Origin of the sequence: Paracoccus methylarcula, assembly GCF_003007735.2 — a bacterium.
GTDB lineage: Bacteria > Pseudomonadota > Alphaproteobacteria > Rhodobacterales > Rhodobacteraceae > Paracoccus > Paracoccus methylarcula.
In genome coordinates, this window is the sequence record NZ_PXNQ02000002.1 from 183,313 (window position 1) to 200,499 (window position 17,187).

General features: G+C 65.4%; 17 protein-coding genes. 7 read left to right on the forward strand and 10 right to left on the reverse strand.

Features of this window, described 5'->3' with window-relative positions; genetic code table 11:
- Positions 1-217 precede the first annotated feature (217 nt).
- Positions 218-1,420, reverse strand: coding sequence for a pyridoxal phosphate-dependent aminotransferase (locus A7A09_RS04065; protein ID WP_106690197.1), 1,203 nt, complete (start codon positions 1,418-1,420; stop codon positions 218-220).
- A gap of 94 nt (positions 1,421-1,514) precedes the next feature.
- Here A7A09_RS04065 and A7A09_RS04070 point away from each other — a divergent pair, with 94 nt between their 5' ends.
- Complete coding sequence (locus A7A09_RS04070; protein ID WP_366465409.1) at positions 1,515-1,820, forward strand: FAD assembly factor SdhE; 306 nt, start codon at positions 1,515-1,517, stop codon at positions 1,818-1,820.
- A 166-nt stretch (positions 1,821-1,986) separates the two neighbouring features.
- Entirely contained in the window at positions 1,987-2,472 is a 486-nt protein-coding gene (locus A7A09_RS04075) for a MarR family winged helix-turn-helix transcriptional regulator (protein ID WP_106690438.1), read from the forward strand.
- 49 nt (positions 2,473-2,521) lie between these two features.
- Here the strand turns inward: A7A09_RS04075 and A7A09_RS04080 are convergent, their stop codons facing one another.
- Entirely contained in the window at positions 2,522-2,950 is a 429-nt protein-coding gene (locus A7A09_RS04080) for a VOC family protein (protein WP_106690198.1), read from the reverse strand.
- Positions 2,951-3,097: 147 nt separating this feature from the next.
- Between A7A09_RS04080 and thyX the strand changes: the two genes are divergently transcribed.
- Positions 3,098-4,009, forward strand: coding sequence for an FAD-dependent thymidylate synthase (gene thyX, locus A7A09_RS04085; protein ID WP_106690199.1), 912 nt, complete (start codon positions 3,098-3,100; stop codon positions 4,007-4,009).
- 39 nt (positions 4,010-4,048) lie between these two features.
- On the opposite strand, the gene A7A09_RS04090 is transcribed toward thyX, so the two are convergent.
- From A7A09_RS04090 to A7A09_RS04100, 3 genes are read right to left on the reverse strand one after another with little or no spacing between them, the layout of a single operon-like run.
- Entirely contained in the window at positions 4,049-5,344 is a 1,296-nt protein-coding gene (locus A7A09_RS04090) for a sensor histidine kinase (RefSeq protein WP_106690200.1), read from the reverse strand.
- Complete coding sequence (locus tag A7A09_RS04095; RefSeq protein ID WP_106690201.1) at positions 5,344-6,006, reverse strand: response regulator transcription factor; 663 nt, start codon at positions 6,004-6,006, stop codon at positions 5,344-5,346. Before A7A09_RS04095 ends, A7A09_RS04090 begins: the two co-directional genes overlap by 1 nt.
- A gap of 7 nt (positions 6,007-6,013) precedes the next feature.
- Positions 6,014-6,367 carry a PepSY domain-containing protein gene (locus A7A09_RS04100; protein ID WP_106690202.1) on the reverse strand — a complete coding sequence of 118 codons (354 nt, stop codon included), beginning with the start codon at positions 6,365-6,367 and terminating at the stop codon, positions 6,014-6,016.
- Between the two features lie 133 nt (positions 6,368-6,500).
- On the opposite strand from A7A09_RS04100, the gene A7A09_RS04105 reads away from it, so the two are divergent.
- Positions 6,501-7,319, forward strand: coding sequence for a hypothetical protein (locus A7A09_RS04105; RefSeq protein WP_106690203.1), 819 nt, complete (start codon positions 6,501-6,503; stop codon positions 7,317-7,319).
- Between the two features lie 128 nt (positions 7,320-7,447).
- Here A7A09_RS04105 and A7A09_RS04110 read toward each other — a convergent pair whose 3' ends face one another.
- A complete protein-coding gene (locus A7A09_RS04110) occupies positions 7,448-8,620 on the reverse strand; it encodes a pyridoxal-phosphate-dependent aminotransferase family protein (RefSeq protein ID WP_106690204.1) in 1,173 nt (390 codons plus the stop codon).
- Between the two features lie 291 nt (positions 8,621-8,911).
- Here A7A09_RS04110 and A7A09_RS04120 point away from each other — a divergent pair, with 291 nt between their 5' ends.
- The 3 genes from A7A09_RS04120 to dinB are packed head-to-tail and all read left to right on the forward strand — an operon-like array spanning position 8,912 to position 12,386.
- On the forward strand, positions 8,912-10,558 hold the full coding sequence (locus tag A7A09_RS04120; protein WP_106690206.1) for an ABC transporter ATP-binding protein: 1,647 nt from the start codon (positions 8,912-8,914) through the stop codon (positions 10,556-10,558).
- Positions 10,555-11,274, forward strand: a complete 720-nt coding sequence (gene ygfZ, locus A7A09_RS04125) for a CAF17-like 4Fe-4S cluster assembly/insertion protein YgfZ (protein ID WP_106690207.1) — start codon at positions 10,555-10,557, stop codon at positions 11,272-11,274. Before A7A09_RS04120 ends, ygfZ begins: the two co-directional genes overlap by 4 nt.
- Positions 11,271-12,386 carry a DNA polymerase IV gene (dinB, locus tag A7A09_RS04130; RefSeq protein ID WP_106690208.1) on the forward strand — a complete coding sequence of 372 codons (1,116 nt, stop codon included), beginning with the start codon at positions 11,271-11,273 and terminating at the stop codon, positions 12,384-12,386. Before ygfZ ends, dinB begins: the two co-directional genes overlap by 4 nt.
- 235 nt (positions 12,387-12,621) lie before the next feature.
- Here the strand turns inward: dinB and A7A09_RS04135 are convergent, their stop codons facing one another.
- The 4 genes from A7A09_RS04135 to A7A09_RS04145 form a co-directional block, all read right to left on the reverse strand.
- Positions 12,622-13,539 (reverse strand): short-chain fatty acid transporter, encoded by a 918-nt coding sequence (locus A7A09_RS04135; protein WP_281277377.1) that lies wholly within the window; start codon positions 13,537-13,539, stop codon positions 12,622-12,624.
- A complete protein-coding gene (locus tag A7A09_RS21775; RefSeq protein ID WP_281277378.1) occupies positions 13,494-13,934 on the reverse strand; it encodes a TIGR00366 family protein in 441 nt (146 codons plus the stop codon). The genes A7A09_RS04135 and A7A09_RS21775 overlap by 46 nt, the downstream gene beginning before the upstream one ends.
- Positions 13,935-14,016: 82 nt before the next feature.
- Positions 14,017-15,345, reverse strand: coding sequence for an HlyD family type I secretion periplasmic adaptor subunit (locus A7A09_RS04140; RefSeq protein WP_106690209.1), 1,329 nt, complete (start codon positions 15,343-15,345; stop codon positions 14,017-14,019).
- The gene (locus A7A09_RS04145) at positions 15,342-17,093 is read right to left on the reverse strand and encodes a type I secretion system permease/ATPase (RefSeq protein ID WP_106690210.1); all 1,752 of its coding nucleotides are present in this window, start codon (positions 17,091-17,093) and stop codon (positions 15,342-15,344) included. The genes A7A09_RS04140 and A7A09_RS04145 overlap by 4 nt, the downstream gene beginning before the upstream one ends.
- Positions 17,094-17,187: the final 94 nt, after the last annotated feature.

Consider the following 17,187-nt stretch of genomic DNA (forward strand, 5'->3'; position numbering starts at 1 on the left):
GGGCTTCCGGCGCTGGCTTGACCGCTGGTCGAAACGGCGGGCCGAGAAGAACCGCAGGTTCAAGATCCCCTGCCACCTGGACGTGAAGAAGGCGGGTTCGGACAAACCGTCCGATGGACAAAAGCAGTGAGTGAACGCCGCCCCTTGTGGGGCGGCGTGCCTGCGGCGCGGATATTTGGATGAAGAAGAAGCGGCCGGCCGAGCCCTCGGGCAGCCGTCAGGCGCAGCTTTCGCAGAAGCGGCGGATGCGGGCGGTGGCTTCGGTCAATTGCTCGTCGCTGGTCGCGTAAGAGATGCGGAAATGCGGGCTGAGGCCGAAGGCCGCGCCGAAGACCACGGCGACGCCGGTTTCTTCCAGCAATGCATTGGCAAAGGCTTCGTCGCTGTCGAGCCGGGTCCCGGCCGCAGAGATCTTGCCCAGCAACCCCTTGATGGAGGGATAGACATAGAAGGCGCCCTGCGGGGTCGGGCAATCGATGCCGGGGCAGGCGTTCAGCCCCTCCACAACCAGGTCGCGGCGGCGCTGGAATGCCTCGCGGCTGGTCGAGATGTAATCCTGCGGACCGGTCAGGGCGGCTTCGGCGGCATATTGGCTGATCGAGCAGGGATTCGAGGTCGATTGCGATTGCAGCTTGGCCATCGCCTTGATCAGCGGCTCGGGTCCTGCGCCGTAGCCGATGCGCCAGCCGGTCATGGCATAGGCCTTGCTGACGCCGTTCATGGTCAGGACGCGGGTCTTCAGGCGCGGCTCGACCTGGGCCGGGGTGGTGAATTCGAAATCGTCGAAGACGAGATGCTCGTAGATGTCGTCGCTCAGCACCCAGATGTCGGGATGGCGCAGCAGCAGGTCGGTCAGCGCCCGCATCTGGTCGCGGCCATAGCCCGCCCCGGAGGGGTTCGAGGGCGAGTTCAGGATCAGCCATTTCGTGCGCGGCGTGATCGCGGCTTCCAGCGCCTGCGGGGTGAGACGGAAACCCGTCTCGATACCGCAGGGGACGATGACCGGCGTGCCCCCCGCCAGCAGCACCATGTCCGGATAACTGACCCAATAGGGCGCGGGAATGATCACCTCGTCGCCGGGATTAAGCGTGGCCATCAGCGCGTTGAACAGGATCTGCTTGCCGCCGGTGCCGACGCTGATTTGCGACGGCGCGTAATCCAGCCCGTTCTCGCGGGCGAATTTCTCGCAGATGGCGCGTTTCAGCGAGGGCGTGCCGTCCACCGCAGTATAGCGCGTATGCCCGGCATCGATCGCCGCCTTCCCCGCCTGCCGGATATGTTCCGGCGTGTCGAAATCGGGCTCTCCGGCAGAGAGGCCGATGATGTCGCGGCCCTCGGCGCGCAATTCCGCGGCGCGCGTGGTCATGGCGATGGTGGGGGAGGGTTTCACCCGTGCGAGCGTATCGGAAAGAAAGCCCATTCTGCTGGTCCTGCCGGTTTGAACTTGGTCCTGTCATGGCATAGGTTGTTTGCCGCCGGGCCACAAGCATCGGCGGAACGGCAAGGAGAGCAGGATGATGACAGAGGCCGAAAGCCACGAGACCCGGTTGCGGCGGTTGCGGATGCGCAGCTGGCGGCGCGGCATGAAGGAGATGGACCTGATCCTCGGCCCGTTCTCGGACGGTGCCCTGGCGGAACTGGACGATGGCGAATTCGGCATCTACGAGGCGCTGCTGGCGGAAAACGACCAGGACCTGTATCGCTGGATCACGGCCCGGTTGAGCGGGCAGGGGGGCGAGGCAGGGCCCGCCGGTTTCGGATCACTGCTCGACAGGATCGCGGCGCATGCGGCCGGGCGGTTCGCCGCACCGGGCGGATAACCTGCCGGGGCAGGTCCCGAGCCTGAAAATGGATCATATTTTCAGTTTCTGCGGCGATTTAACCGAAGATTCGCTTTTCCGGACCATCCTTGGGTCAATCGAGACGCAAGACAGGACATATCCGGCCATGCTTTCCCGTGTGCCACAGGCTCGGATCGCCTCGAATATGGGCGAAGTTTCCGACAAGGCTTCGGAAAATGCCGAGGCCTATATGCAGACCCTGCAACTGCTGGAGCGGTTGCACCGGCGCCTGCTGGATCTGATCAAGGATGAATTCGAACGCTTGGGCCGGCAGGACCTGACGCCGGTTCAGGCGCTTATCCTGTATAATCTTGGCGAGGACGAGGTCAGCGCGGGCGAGTTGCGCTCGCGCGGCATGTATCAGGGTTCGAATGTCAGCTATAATCTGAAAAAGCTGGTGACGATGGGGTATATCCATCACGAGCGATGCGATCTGGACCGGCGCTCGGTCCGGATCCGGCTGACGGATGAGGGGCTCAGGATACGCCATATTATGCGCGAGATGTTCATCCGCCATGCCGAAGGACTGCATCAGTCGGGTATCCTGAGCGAACCGCCCCTGGTCAGGGTCAACCAGCAATTCCGCCATATCGACGCCTTCTGGGCCGAGCGGATACGCTATATCTATTGACCCGTATCGATTGACTCCGGGGCGGCTCGCCCCGGCATGGAAAAGATGCTTACCAGTGGCCGGTATTCTCCATGCTGGCCCAGGGTTCGGCGGGTGCCAAGGCTTCCCCTTCCTGCAACAATTCGATCGAGATATTGTCGGGACTGCGCACGAAGGCCATATGCCCGTCGCGCGGTGGGCGGTTGATGGTCACGCCAGCATCCTGCAGCTTCTGGCACATCTCGTAGATATTGCCGACGCGATAGGCGAGATGGCCGAAATGACGGCTGTCCGATGGCAGGCCCTCGTCTCCGTCCCAGTTATAGGTCAGTTCGACCGGGCAGTCCTCTTGGCCCGGAGGAGCCATGAAGATCAGCGAGAAACGGCCCTTGTCATTGTCGATGCGGCGGGTCTCCTCCAGCCCCAGAAGGCGGAAAAATTCCATCGTCTTATCGAGATCCTTCACCCGGACCATGGTGTGCAGATAGCGGATATTCATTGCGGGTCTCCTTGCTGGAATGCCGTTCGGGCGACAGATTGGCATGTGGCGCCGCGACAGGCAATGCGGTGGCCTGCGCGCAATTCGGTTGAACGACTCGCCTGCGGATGGCACAAGATGATGTGTCAGAACGAGAGATGAACCACCATGAATACGCCAGTCACCCCCGAACAGCAGGCCGAGATCGACAATCTGCGCCAATCCCCGCGCCAGACCCTGCGGGTGATTTCCGAGGGGATGGAGCAGCATCTCTATACTGCCCATCCGGTGCTGGATCACGGTTTCGTCCGGGTGGTGGATTACATGGGCGACGACGCGGCGATCTGCCAGGCGGCGCGGGTCTCTTACGGGCGGGGCACGAAATCGGTGCAGAATGACGAGGGGCTGATCCGCTACCTGATGCGGCACTGGCACTCGACCCCGTTCGAGATGTGCGAGGTCAAGCTTCACGTCAAGCTGCCGGTTTTCGTCGCACGCCAGTGGATTCGCCATCGCACCGCCAATGTGAACGAATATTCGGCCCGCTACTCGATCCTTGACCGCGAATTCTACATCCCCGCACCCGAGCATCTGGCCGCGCAATCGGCCAGCAACAACCAGGGCCGGGGCGAAGTTCTGCAGGGGCAGGAGGCGGCACGGGTGCTGGACCTGCTGCGCGAGGACGCGATGCGCAGCTATGACCATTACGAGGCGATGCTGAGCCAGGACGGTCAGCAGGGGCTGGCGCGGGAACTGGCGCGGATGAACCTGCCGGCCAATATCTATACCCAGTGGTATTGGAAGGTCGATCTGCACAACCTGCTGCATTTCCTGCGCCTGCGCGCCGATGCCCATGCGCAATATGAAATCCGCGCCTATGCCGATGCGCTATGCGGGATCGTCGCGGATTGGGTTCCAGCCGCCTTTGCCGCCTTCCGCGATTACCGGATGGACGCGGTCAGCCTGTCGTCGCAGGCCGTCGCGGTGCTGAAACGGCGGCTGGCGGGCGAGACGGTGACGCAGGAGCAATCGGGGATGAGCGCCCGCGAATGGCGCGAATTCGTGGAAATCTGGGGATAAGCCATTCCCGGAGGCGCCCGCCCGTCTGCCGCGCGGGCGTCACCCCGGCAGGCGCAGGATCGCCGCCAACCCGCCAAGACGGGCGCGTTCCAGCCGCAATTCCCCGCCATGCAGCGCCGCCAGGTCGGCGACGATGGCAAGGCCAAGGCCAGAGCCCGAGGGGCCGTGCTCATCCAGCCTCGCACCCCGGATCAGGGCGCGCGGGGCATCGGTCTCGGCCATGCCGGGGCCGTCATCCTCGATGCGGATATCCAGATGGTCTTCTGCCGGGGTGACGCTTATATCCACGTGGCTTTTCCCCCATTTGACGGCATTTTCCGTCAGGTTGCCGATCATCTCTTCCAGATCCTGCCTCTCGCCCGCGAAACCCGCATCTTCCGGACAATCTGTCCGCACTGTCATGCCCTTGTCCTGAACCGGCCAGCGCAGCACCAGAAGGATGTCCTCGATGACCGGGCGGACCGGGACGCGCTGACCCAACGTCCGGGGACCGGCCGAGCGGGCCCGGCGCAGATGCCATCCGATCAGCCGGTCCATCCGGGTAATCAATGCCTGGCCATGATGATCGCCCGGCAGTTCATTGGCCAGCGCGGAGAGGGGCGTCTTGAGCGAATGGGCAAGATTGCCCAGATGCTGGCGCGAGCGGGCCAGCAGATCGGCGTTCTGGTCGAGGCTTGCGTTGATCTCGCTCGTCAGTGGGCGCAGCTCGCTCACATCGGGCAGGGTGAGGCGGTGGGCCCGGCCCGCCCGCACCTCCGCAAGATCCGCCCGCAACCGGTCGAGGCTGTGCAGCCCCACCGTCACCTGCAGAAGGCTGGCCGCGGCAAGTCCCAGCCCCAGAATTGCGAGCGAGATCGCGAGGGGTCGGACAATCTGGCGCAGGCTGTCATTGATCTGCGCTTGCGGGGCGGTGACCGTGATGGCGATCCGCGATGCGCTGTCCGGGATCGTCACTTCGCGCCGGAGAACCCGCAATTCCGCCCCATCCGCGCCGATGCCATGACCTCCGGCGAAATCGCCCGCCGGTCCGTCCAGCCGTCCGTCCAACAGCGAATCCGAGCGCGCAACGACCTGGTTTTCCGCCGTGACCTGCCAATACCAGCCGCTGAGTGGCAGCAGGAAACGCGGATCTGATGGGGCATCGTCAAGCTCGACCCGGCTGTCATCAACCTCGAGCGAAGCGGTCAGAGCATCGGCGATGGCTGCTGCCTCGGCATCGAAACGGTCGGTCACGAACCGCTCCAGCAGATGCGAAATGAACAGGAAGGCCGCCAGCAGGGCCACACTCAGCCACACCGCCGCCAGGATCAGGAGCCGTCCCCGGATCGATCGCATCAGGCGGTGGCCCGCAGGATATAGCCCTCGCCGCGCCGGGTCTCGATCACGCCTTCGCCGATCTTCCTGCGCAGCCGTCCGATGACCACCTCTATGGATTTGAAATCGCGGTCGGTATCGGCCTCGTAAAGATGCTCGCTAAGCTCGGTGCGGCTGACGATGCGGTTCTTGTGATGGATCAGGTAACTGAGGATGCGGGTCTCGAAGGCGGTCAGTTTCAGCGCCATCCCGTCACGGGTGATCAGCCCGAGCTGGCTGTCCAGCCGCAATGGCCCGGCCTCGATCACCGGGCGGGCATGGCCTGCGGCGCGGCGGATCAGGGTCTGGGCGCGCAGCACCACCTCGTCGAGGCGAAAGGGTTTGACGGCATAATCATCGGCCCCGGCCCGGAAGCCCGCAACCTTGTCGGTCCAGTCGCCCCGCGCCGTCAGGATCAGCACCGGCATCCCGATCCCCTGGTCGCGCCAGCGGGTCAGCACCTCGATCCCTGGCATTCCCGGCAGGCCCAGATCCAGCACCGCCACGTCATAGCTTTCCGTCGCGCCCAGATATTCGCCCTCTGCGCCGTCCATGGCCAGATCGGTGACAAAGCCCGCATCGCGCATGGCCGTGGCAAGCTGTTCGGACAAGGCCGGGTCATCCTCGACGATCAAGGCTCGCATGATTTCCTCATTGCTTGTTTCCGACCGGTTTGCGCGCCTCTATCTGGCCGCGCCCCGCGATTTCCATAAACCGCCCCGTCCGGGCGTCCAGGCGGATATTCAGCAGGTTGCTTTGGGGCGTGATCAGCCGGATCTCATATATGAGCTGAGCCTCCAAGCGCCGCTCGAAAGGATGCGGGGGCACGATATTCGCCGCGATGATTCGGCCCCGGTAACGGTTCGTGACCGATTCCGCGATCTCGTGCAGGGGCAGGGGGCGGAACGCGCTGATCGCCGCCTCCGATCGGGGCGCGATATCCTGCCCGGCAACCGGAAGAGGCAGCAATAGCAGGGAAGCAAGGATCGGGGCGAGACGGTGCATGCCGCCATTATGACGAATTCCAGCCAAACGAAAACCAAATGGCTCATTGGCGATTCATTCGGCACGTGGCGGTTAGAGATGATTCGTCCGGTGGCGGAATTGCCGCCGATCGAGAAGAATGAAAGGATGTTTCATGAGCAGAGATAAATTCCTGGGTGCCACGGCCATTATCGCCGTGATCGCGAGCATCGGTGGCGGCGCCATGGCCCAGACAGGGGCGCAGGGCGATCAGCGCCCGGCCAACTCGTCCTCTGGTGCCGCGCAGCCCGCCTTGCCGGCGGAACTCGAGGCGCTGAACCTGGAAAACATCGAATCCCGGATCAAGCGTGGCGGTTTCCGCGAGATCGAAGGCAGAACCGGTGATGGCACCGAGATCGAGGCGCGGGTCGATAACTCGGGAAAACTGATCGGGGTCGAGGCCGATGACGGCCCGTTACCGCAGACGCTGATCGATTCGCTCTTGCCGCAATCGATCCGCAGCAACGAGATGATCGGACAATTCGCGGTGATCGAGGAGATCGGCTCACGCCGCGAGATGCTTGGCGTGAAGGGCGAGGATGCCCAGGGCGAGGAGATCTTCGCCCTGTTCGATCAGGACGGCCGCCTGCTGCGCTTTGGCCGCGACGACGATGACAGGCGGCCGGACGGCAAGAGAATGCATCGCGAGGGGCGTCATTGGGGACCCGATCACGGTGACGGAGCGCGGGAAAAGCATATGCGCCGGATGGCTCCCGGTCCCGATGGGGCTCACGGTGGTCCCCGGAGGATGCCCGCTCCGGAATTCGAGCCTTCCGAGGTCAACAGGCAGTTGTCGGACGCCGGCTATGGCGAGTTCGGTTTCCTGCACATGGACGGGCCGCGCATCCTGCTGGAAGCGACCAATCCGCAGGGAGAGCCGGTGACGCTGGAACTGGATCCGAAGGGCGAAATCATCCGCGAGACCGCGCGATAAGCGATGCAATGAGAGGCCGGGGGCGCTGCCCCCGGACCCCCGGGATATTTGCATGAAGAAGAAGGGGGGCGTGGAGCCGCCATGTCACGCGCCCCCCGGTATTGCCTGGACCGTTTCGGGCTACCGCATCAGGCGCGGGCCGCGATGACCTTGGCGGCGGCTTCGAGCGCGCCGGGACCGTGGGGGATGGAGAGGGCGGTCATTCCCGCCTCCATCGCGCCAAGCGCGGCCATGACCATGGCGGCATTGCAATAGCCCATATGTGCGATACGCAGCGCGTTGTCGGGATCCTTCGCCCCGAGCCCGACGCCAAGGGTGACGCCGGTCCTGGTGGTGACCCAGTCCCGCAGGGCATCGGCCCGGGGCAGCGACAGCGCCGTGACGGAATGCGCGCGCCCCGCCGGATCGGCCACGGTCAGCCGGATGCCGGGATTTCCCGCGCCCCAGGCCTCGACTGCGGCCCAGACCGTTTCGGCCAGGGCTGCATGACGCGCCCAGACTGTCTCCAGCCCTTCCTCGTCCAGAAGCATGCACAGTGCCTCTTCCAGGGCGAAAAGCTGCGGAACCGGCGGCGTGCCGTTCCAGAAGCGCCAGGGGGCCTCGGCCCCGGCCCGCAGATGCCAGTCCCAGACAGGGGTGGTCAGCGGGGTGCGCCCCCGCGCCGCCGCCCGGTCCGAGAACCAGAGGAACGCCGTCCCCGGCTGGCACATCAGCCCTTTCTGGCTGGCCGAGATCAGCACATCGACGCCCCAGTCATCCATATGCATCGGCGAACATCCCAATGAGGCGATGGCATCGACGACCAGCAATGCCGGATGATCCTGCATTGCCGCACGGATGGCGGGAATATCGGCGGCGGCGGAACTGGCGGTATCGGTCTGGCAGACCATCACCGCGCGGATCAGCCCGTCGCGATCCTCGGCCAGCCTTGCCGCCAGGCGCTCCGGATCGGCCGGCGCATTGTCGAAATCCATGATCTCGACCGCCACGCCCATCTCGGATATCTGGGCGGCCCAGGATGCGCCGAAATGCCCCGAGACCAGCAGCAATGCCCGCTCGCCCGGCGCAAACATATTGGCTGCCGCAGCCTCCCACCCGGTATGGCCATTGCCGATATAGGGGGCGAGATTCGCCTTCGTTCCCGCCAGCCGCTTCAACTGGTCCATCACGTGCTGGTTCAGCTTTGGCAGTTCCTCCCCGTAGATGTCGGGAGAAGCGCGATGTGCCGCGCGCAGCACGCGGTCCGGGGTGGGCGAGGGGCCGGGAATGGCGATGACGGGATGCCCAAGGGCCAGGCTCATGATGGCGTTCCTTCACAAACTGCAAAATCGGTATGCCTCTTGCCGCCCGTCGTCAACTGGCAAGCCTCGCCGGACTCGCGGCTTGCCCGCGACTGCCGGGACGGGCTATGGCGGTAGGGAGGTCTCCGGCCCGGCTACGGCGGGCCGGAGACCTCCCGGTTCTGCCAAGGAGAAGATCATTCCCGTGACACAATCCGCCACCCAGGAGCTTCCGTCGCGCCGCCTGTTCGCGAGGCTCTGGAAGAATTACCTTCACCAGCATCGCGGTTCCATGGCCCTGGCCTTTGCCTGATGACGGTCGAAGGCTCGACGCTGGCGCTGATCTCATGGATGCTGAAGCCGCTTTTCGACCGGGTCTTCGTCGGCAAGGAGGCCGATGCGCTCTGGTGGGTCGGCGGCGCGATCTTCTCGATCTTCCTGCTGCGCGCACTGACCCTGATCGCCAGCCGGTCCTTGCTGAAACGTATTTCGTTGAACATCTCGACCGAGATGCAGCGCGACATGCTGGCGCATATCCTGACGCTGGATGGCCGGTTTTTCCGGGACAATTCCCCCGGTGCGCTGATCGAGCGTATCCAGGGCGATACGATTGCCGTGCAGGGGGTATGGGCGACCATCATCACCGGCGCCACGCGCGACGTGATCTCGCTGATCGGGCTGTTCGCGGTCGCCGTCACCATCGATCCGGCCTGGACGGTGGCGGCGCTGATCGGGATCCCGCTGCTGGTCGCGCCCGCCGCGCTGATCCAGCGCTATATCCGCCGCAAGATGCGGCAATCCCGCGCCAATGCCAGCCTGCGCGCGACACGGCTGGACGAGATCCTGCACGGCATCGCCTCGATCCGGCTGAACCGGGCCGAGGGGGCGCAGACACGGCGCTTTGGCGAGATCATCGGGCGTATCCGGCGTGCCGAGATCAAGGTTGCCGCGACCAGCGTGCTGATGCCCGCGCTGACCGATATCGTGACCGGGATCGGCTTCGTGGCGGTGCTGGCGCTTGGCGGCAGCCAGGTGATGGAGGGCACCCGCAGCGTCGGCGATTTCATGTCCTTCTTCACGGCGCTGGCGCTGGCCTTCCAGCCGATGCGGCGCCTAGGCGGAACGGCGGGCAACTGGCAGACCGCCGCCGCGAGCCTTGAGCGGATTTACCAGATACTGGACACGCATCCCACCATCCTGTCCGGCCCGCGCCGCGAGGCGCCCGCCGACACCTCGATCGAACTGGACGATGTGCGGCTGTCCTATGACGGCCAGCAGGTGCTTCACGGGCTGAGTTTTCGCGCCGAGGCCGGGCAGACCACCGCCCTTGTGGGGCCGTCCGGGGCCGGAAAGTCCACCGTCTTCAACCTGCTCACCCGGATGGTCGATCCCGATGGCGGGCGTGTCCTGCTGGGAGGGGTTCCGGTCGCCGAATACGATCTTGAAACGCTTCGCGACCAGTTTTCGACCGTGTCGCAAGAGGCGGCGCTATTCGACGAAAGCTTGCGCGACAATATCCTGATGGGACGGCCCGATGCCGATGAGACCGCGCTCAGGCAGGCATTGGAGGCTGCGCATGTCTCGGAATTCACCGACGGGCTGAACCAGGGGCTGGACAGCGCGGCGGGTCCGCGCGGCTCATCCCTGTCGGGGGGGCAGCGTCAGCGTGTCGCCATTGCCCGGGCCGTGCTGCGCGATGCCCCGATCCTGCTTCTGGACGAGGCCACCAGTGCGCTGGATTCCGCCAGCGAGCGGCTGGTGCAGGATTCGCTGGACCGGCTTTCCAAGGGGCGCACCACGCTGGTCATCGCGCACAGGCTCTCGACCATCCGCAATGCCGACAAGATCGTGGTGATCGACGCGGGCAGGGTTGTCGAACAGGGAAGTCATGACCAGTTGATGAGCAAGGGCGGCAGCTATGCCAGCCTTGTCGCAATGCAATTCGGAGAACCCTCATGACGCGCCAGATCATCCGGATCACCGGAGAGGACCGGGTGGATTTCCTGCAAGGTCTCGTGACCAATGATGTCACCCGGGCGCCCTGCTGGGCGGCGCTTCTGACGCCGCAGGGCAAGTATCTGGCGGATTTCCTGGTGGTGCCGCAGGGCGACGCGCTGCTGATCGATATCCATGCCGATCTGGCCGAGGATCTGATCCGCCGTCTGACGCTTTACAAGCTGCGCTCGAAGGTCGCGCTCGAACCTGTCGCCATGACCGTCGCGCGCGGGACCGGCCCGGCCCCGGAAGGCGCGGTCTCCGATCCCCGGCACGAGGCGCTCGGCTGGCGTCTTTACGGCGGCACGGGCGATGATGGCAGCGATTGGAACGCGATCCGGGTGGCCCATACGATTCCCGAGACGCTGATCGAACTGATCCCGAATGAAACCTATATCCTCGAAGCCGGGTTCGAGCGCCTGCATGGCGTCGATTTCCGCAAGGGCTGCTATGTCGGGCAAGAGGTCACCGCGCGGATGAAGCACAAGACCGAGCTGCGCAAGGGCCTGACGACCCTGCGGATCGAGGGCGAGGCTCCGGTCGGCACGCCGATCACCCGCGAGGGGCGCGAGGTCGGGACATTGTTCACCCAAGCGAACGGGCGCGGCATCGCCCATATCCGCTTCGACCGCGCGGGCGAGGGGATGGAGGCGGGCGCGGCCCGTGTCTTCGCCGAATGACGGACGGGGCCGAAGCGCCCCATGATGCCGGGCCCGAACGGGTCCGCAAGATCATCCATATCGACATGGATGCCTTCTATGCCTCGGTCGAGCAGCGCGATCACCCGGAACTGCGCGGCAAGCCCGTCGCGGTGGGCGGAGCGGCGCTGCGCGGCGTGGTGGCAGCGGCCAGTTACGAGGCGCGGGCCTATGGGGTGCGTTCGGCCATGCCTTCGGTCACGGCAAAGCGGCTCTGCCCGGACCTGATCTTCGTGCGCCACCGCTTTGACGTCTACCGCGCGGTCAGCGCCCAGATCCGCGATATTTTCCACGATTACACGCCGCTGGTGGAACCCCTGTCGCTGGACGAGGCCTATCTGGACATGACCGACCATCTTTGGCCCGGCCAGACCGCCACTCAGGTTGCCCGCGAGATCCGGGCGCGCATTCGCGAGACGACCGGACTAACCGCCAGCGCGGGCGTAAGCTATAACAAGTTCCTGGCGAAGCTGGCCTCGGACCAGAACAAGCCCGATGGTCTTTGCGTCATCCCTCCCGGGCGCGGTGCCGATTTCGTGCTGACCCTGCCGGTCGGAAAATTCCACGGCATTGGCCCGGCCACGGCGGCAAAGATGCAGGCGATGGGCATCCATACCGGCGCCGATCTGCATGCGCAGGAACTGGATTTCCTGACCCGGCGTTTCGGCAAATCGGGGCGGTATTACTGGAATATCTCGCGCGGGATCGATCACCGCCGGGTCAGCCCCGACCGCATCCGCAAATCCGTGGGGGCCGAGAACACCTATTTCACCGACCTGATGACGCTGGAAGAGGCGCATGACGCCCTCGCGCCGCTGGCGGAGAAGGTCTGGCGACAAGTTTCCAGGAACGAACTGCAGGGCCGGACCGTGACAGTCAAGGTCAAGTTTTCGGATTTCAAGCAGGTCACCCGCGCCCGAACCCTGCCGCATGCCGTGGAAACCGAGGCAGAGATGCTCGCGCTCTCCCGGGACCTGGCCGCGACCGTGCTGCCCGACCCGCGCGGCGCCCGCCTGCTGGGCATCACCCTGTCGGGCTTTGAGCAGGACGAGAGCCGCGACGATGCCCAGCTCGACTTGTTCGAGGATCGCTAAAGTATTGCCAGCAAAAGTGGATACCGGTCTTGCGTCCGGAAATGCGCAGTAGAAACGCTGTAGGACCGGGACGGACGATCGGCCTGCCGTCTAGCTCTCTTCTTCACGCAAATATCCTGCGGGGGGTTGCCGGCCGGTCGCGCCACTGGTTCGAGAGACCTGCCGGCAACGGGGGCGCAAAGCCCCCCGGCCATCGCGGGACGCATCCTCCGATAGGTTTGACCATTCCACACGGTTACAGCAGATAAAGCAGCGCCCCGATGATGATCCCGGTGATCAGCAGTTGCACGACGCAGAACCCCATGATGTCGCGTGCTTTCAGCCCGGCGATGCCCAGCATCGGCAGGGCCCAGAAGGGCTGCAGCAGGTTGGTCCAGGCATCGCCCCATGCGACTCCCATCACGACGCGCGGGATATCGGCGCCCAGGGCCTCGGCTGCAGGCAGCATGACCGGTGCCTGCACCGCCCATTGCCCGCCGCCCGAGGGGACGAAGATATTGACGATCCCGGCGCTGATGAAACTCCAGAACGGCAATGTCTGCGCGGTCGAGATCGACACGAACCATTCCGACAGGTTCGCGGCCAGCCCGCTATCGGTCATGATCGCCATGATGCCGGCATAGAAGGGGAACTGGATCACGATCCCGGCGCCACCGCGCACGCCTTCGTCCAGCGCGCCCAGCAGGCTGCGGGCCGTGCCGTGGCAGAGGATGCCGAGGAACAGGAACAGGAAATTCACCACGTTCAGGTTGATGCCGCCGCCACCCGCGAAATAGAAGCCCAGCCAGATCAGCCCGGGCACCCCGATCAGCCACATCAGGACGGGGCTGTTCTCCAGCCGCTCCGCCGGGGTTGCATCGGGGGGCAGGCGGCGGGACGGGGCGCCGCCGTCCAGCTTCGCCGGATCGATCAGCACCTGCTCATGTTCCAGCGGCATCATCAGCCGGTTGACCAGTGGCACCGTGATGACCAGTGCCAGGACGATCAGCAGATTCCAGGCCGAGAAAATCGTCCCCGATGTCGGGATCACCCCGATCTGCTCGGCGGTGAAATGCCCCTCGGTCGCGATGGTCAGCGGGATCGAGCCCGACAGCCCGCCATGCCAGATCACGAATCCGGAATAGGCCGCGGCCACCAGCAGCCGGTAATCCACCCGGATCTGCGCGCCAGCTCCTTGGCGAAGATCGCACCCACGACAAGGCCGAACCCCCAGTTCAGCCAGCTTGCCGCCAGCGACACGAGCGTGACAAGGATGATGGCCGAGCCCCGCGATGTCGCCAGCCCCGCGATGGCCGCCAGCAGCCGCCTGACCGGCGGTGAACTGGCCAGGATGAATCCGGTCACCAGGACCAGCAGCATCTGCATGGCGAATTGCAGCAAGGCCCAGAAACCGTTGCCCCACATCTCGACCAGTGCGACCGGGGATGTGCCCTGCGTGACGATGGCCGCCAGGGCGGCCAGCAGGGTCAGGACGATGACGAAGATGAAGGCATCGGGCAGCCAGCGCTCCATAAGACGGGTGGCTGGCCGGGAAAGGGCTCTGAGCATTGGCAATCTCCTCCGGAATTGATGACCGGAGGGTGAGATGGCAGGGACGAAAAGACAACCCGTCCCTTGCATTATATGCAGGTCAACTTTCCCGGAATGCGCGGTTGAAGTAATCCATCAGCGGTTTCAGCAGATAGGCCATGGGGCTGCGCTCGCCGGTCTGGATATAGACTTCGACCGGCATGCCGGGGATCAGGGCCAATTCGCCCAGCTTGTCCAGTTCCTCGGGCGGGATGGTGACCTCGGCGCGGTAATAGGGCGCGCGGGTCGCCTCGTCGATCAGCGCATCGGCCGAGACCCGCAGCAGCCTGCCGCTGATCTCGGGCGTGGTCCGCGACGAGAAGGCGGCAAAGCGCAGCGCCACGGGCTGGCCGGGCCGCAACTCGTCGACATTGATCGTGGCGATGCGCGCACCGATCACCAGCGGCCGGTCCTGCGGCACGATATACATCAGCGGATCGGCGGCCCGGATGACCGAACGTGGCGTGGTGACCTTCAGGTCATAGACGATGCCGCCCGCGGGCGCGCGCAATTCCAGCCGATCGATCTGTTCGATCAGGCTGCGGCGGCGCTCGGCCAGTTCCAGTTCGCGGTAACCAAGGTCGCGTAACTCGGTCTCGGCCTCCTCGCGGCGTTGGGCGGTCATCCGCAGGCGCTGCACGTCCAGCTCGGTCTGGCGCGTTTCGGCCGCGGCGCGATTGGCCTGCAACTCGCCGATCTGGCCGTTGATCCGCGCCGCCTCGCGCCGCAGGGCCAGCACGCGGGAGGCCTGAGCCAGGCCGCGATCCAGCAGCGATTGCTGGTCGGTCAATTCCTGCCCGATCAACTCGCGCTGCTCGGCCAGGGCGGCAAGCTGGGCATCGATACCGGTGACCTGCGAGTTCACCTGCTGGGATTGCTTCGCCAATTGCTCCAGCGATTGGTGAAGCGTGTCGCGGCGGGCGGTGAACAGGCTTTCCTGGCCCGCGACCAGCTTGGCCAGCTTGGGATCCTGGCCGGCGCTTTCCAGCAATTCATCCGGAAAATCGGGCGCCTCGGCATCGGCACGCTCGGCCTCCAGCCGGCCCCGGCGGGCGAGGATCTCGAAATACTGGCCCTCGACGATGGCCAGTTCGGTCATCAGCAGCGTGCCGTCCAGCCGCAGCAGGACCTGCCCGGCGGCCACGGTTTCGCCCTCTTCGACCGGGATTTCCTCGACCACGCCGCCATCGGGATGCTGAACGACCTGCCGCTGCTGCTGCACCTCGACCTGTCCTGGTGCGACCACAGCACCGGCGATGCGGCTCTGGAAGGCCCAGACCCCGAAGCCGCCGAACAGCAGGATGATCGCGAAAATCCCGAGCATCAGGGAGCCCCGGACCGACCACCGCTCTGGCTGGGCGCGGTGCCGGGATCGGTCCTGTCCGTTCATGCCACGCCTCCCCGGTCGCCGGCCTTCCGGGCATTGAGGATCTGGGCCGAATTCTGCACCATCTCCTTGAGCACGGCGTCACGCGGGCCGAGAGCGCGGCGGGTGCCCTGTTCCAGCACCATCAGGAACTCGCATTCGGTGATCGCCGCCGGGCGATGGGCCATGATGATCACCGCCCCGCCCTGGGCCTTGATCCGCCGGATCGCCTGGTTCAGCGCCTCGGAGCCCTGGTTGTCGAGATTGGAATTCGGCTCGTCCAGGACCAGCAGCACCGGGTCGGGATAGAGCGCGCGGGCAAGGCCTATGCGCTGCACCTGGCCGCCCGACAGCCGCCCGCCGGTCTGGCTGATCCTTGTGTCATAGCCGTCCGGCAGATCGAGGATCATCTGATGCGCCGCCGCCGCCTTGGCCGCGTTCACCACCCGCGCGGGATCGGGATCGGGCGCAAGGCGGGCGATATTCTCGGCGATGGTGCCGTCGAACAGCGTCACCTGCTGGGGCAGATAGCCGATCAGGCTGCCCAGCACATCCGGCTGATACTGGTCCAGCGGAGCGCTTCCAAGGCGGATCGAGCCGGTTGCCAGCGGCCAGGCCCCGATCAGGGCCCGCGCCAGGGTCGATTTTCCGGCCCCCGAAGGCCCGATCACGCCAAGCGCCTGCCCGGGTTCAAGCCCGAAGCTGACGCCACGCAACGCCGGCCTGTCCTGACCGGGAGCCACCACGCTGACCTGCCGCGCCTCGATCCGTGCGGTTGGCCGGGGCAGCGGAGTCTGCGGCGTTTCGGGAGGATGCTTGCTCAGCAGCCGGGCGAGGCGTTCGCGCCCGTCCTGTGCCGCCTGGACCAGGGCCCATCCGCCGACCAGCTGCTCGACCGGGGCGAGGGCGCGGCCCATCATGATCGAGGCGGCGATCATCGCGCCGGGCGTCAGTTCCTCGCGCAGGACCAGCCAGGCCCCCGCCGCCAGCATCGCGCTTTGCAGAAATAGCCGGAAACTGCGGGAGAACACGGTGAAACCGGCGGAAAGATCGGCGCCGCGCACGGCCTGGTCCTGGGCCTCGCCTCGCAGTTTCCGCCAGCGGGCAAAACTCGCCCCGCGCATGCCGAGCGCGCCGATCACCTCCCCCTCGTTATGGTAGAGATCGGACATCCGCTGCGCCTGGTTCGAGGCGATTGCCGATTCCCGCAGCGGCGCCTTGGAGAAAATCCGGTTGGCGATGGTCGAGACGACCAGGATCACCCCGCCGATCGTGGCCACGACCCCCAGCAGGGGATGAAAGATATAGACCGCCGCCAGGAAGACCGGCGCCCATGGCAGGTCGAAGATCGCCAGCAGCACGGGAGAGCCCATGAAGCGCTGCATCGCGTCCAGATCGCGCATGCCGCTGGCCGTCGCGGCGGGATCGTTGCCCGCCATGGCGCCTTCGCGCAGCGCCGCATCAAAGACCCGGGGCTCCATCCGGTCCTGGAACCGGGCCGCGATGCGCTGCGACACCCGGTTGCGGGCCAGGTCGATGATGCCCATGAACAGGAACAGGAAGACGACCAGGACGAACAGGGCCGTCAGCGTCTCGACCGAGCGCGAGCCAAGCACCCGGTCATAGACCTGCAGCATGAACAGCGGCCCGGTCAGCATCAGCAGGTTGACGGCAGCCGAGAATATCCCGACCGCGACCAGCAGGGAAAACCCGGGCGAGCTGGCGCGGCGCAGCTCGCCTTGGCCGTCATGGGGGCCGGAATGCCTGCTCATCCGCATGTTTCACTCATGACAAGGTGGTTCTATCCGTATCAATACAGACGCAGGCAGATGCCGCAATCCCATTTGAGGTGCCGGGAGGGCGGCA

What these genes read in the sequence shown, in the direction of transcription:
- A7A09_RS04120 (WP_106690206.1), top strand. Translation starts at nt 8,912, where the DNA reads ATGACGGTCGAAGGCTCGACGCTGGCGCTGATCTCATGGATGCTGAAG.
- A7A09_RS21775 (WP_281277378.1), bottom strand. Translation starts at nt 13,934, where the DNA reads ATGCTCAGAGCCCTTTCCCGGCCAGCCACCCGTCTTATGGAGCGCTGG.
- A7A09_RS04110 (WP_106690204.1), bottom strand. Translation starts at nt 8,620, where the DNA reads ATGAGCCTGGCCCTTGGGCATCCCGTCATCGCCATTCCCGGCCCCTCG.
- A7A09_RS04095 (WP_106690201.1), bottom strand. Translation starts at nt 6,006, where the DNA reads ATGCGAGCCTTGATCGTCGAGGATGACCCGGCCTTGTCCGAACAGCTT.
- A7A09_RS04075 (WP_106690438.1), top strand. Translation starts at nt 1,987, where the DNA reads ATGGGCGAAGTTTCCGACAAGGCTTCGGAAAATGCCGAGGCCTATATG.
- A7A09_RS04145 (WP_106690210.1), bottom strand. Translation starts at nt 17,093, where the DNA reads ATGAGCAGGCATTCCGGCCCCCATGACGGCCAAGGCGAGCTGCGCCGC.
- ygfZ (WP_106690207.1), top strand. Translation starts at nt 10,555, where the DNA reads ATGACGCGCCAGATCATCCGGATCACCGGAGAGGACCGGGTGGATTTC.
- A7A09_RS04080 (WP_106690198.1), bottom strand. Translation starts at nt 2,950, where the DNA reads ATGAATATCCGCTATCTGCACACCATGGTCCGGGTGAAGGATCTCGAT.
- thyX (WP_106690199.1), top strand. Translation starts at nt 3,098, where the DNA reads ATGAATACGCCAGTCACCCCCGAACAGCAGGCCGAGATCGACAATCTG.
- A7A09_RS04140 (WP_106690209.1), bottom strand. Translation starts at nt 15,345, where the DNA reads ATGAACGGACAGGACCGATCCCGGCACCGCGCCCAGCCAGAGCGGTGG.
- dinB (WP_106690208.1), top strand. Translation starts at nt 11,271, where the DNA reads ATGACGGACGGGGCCGAAGCGCCCCATGATGCCGGGCCCGAACGGGTC.
- A7A09_RS04100 (WP_106690202.1), bottom strand. Translation starts at nt 6,367, where the DNA reads ATGCACCGTCTCGCCCCGATCCTTGCTTCCCTGCTATTGCTGCCTCTT.
- A7A09_RS04105 (WP_106690203.1), top strand. Translation starts at nt 6,501, where the DNA reads ATGAGCAGAGATAAATTCCTGGGTGCCACGGCCATTATCGCCGTGATC.
- A7A09_RS04070 (WP_366465409.1), top strand. Translation starts at nt 1,515, where the DNA reads ATGATGACAGAGGCCGAAAGCCACGAGACCCGGTTGCGGCGGTTGCGG.
- A7A09_RS04065 (WP_106690197.1), bottom strand. Translation starts at nt 1,420, where the DNA reads ATGGGCTTTCTTTCCGATACGCTCGCACGGGTGAAACCCTCCCCCACC.
- A7A09_RS04090 (WP_106690200.1), bottom strand. Translation starts at nt 5,344, where the DNA reads ATGCGATCGATCCGGGGACGGCTCCTGATCCTGGCGGCGGTGTGGCTG.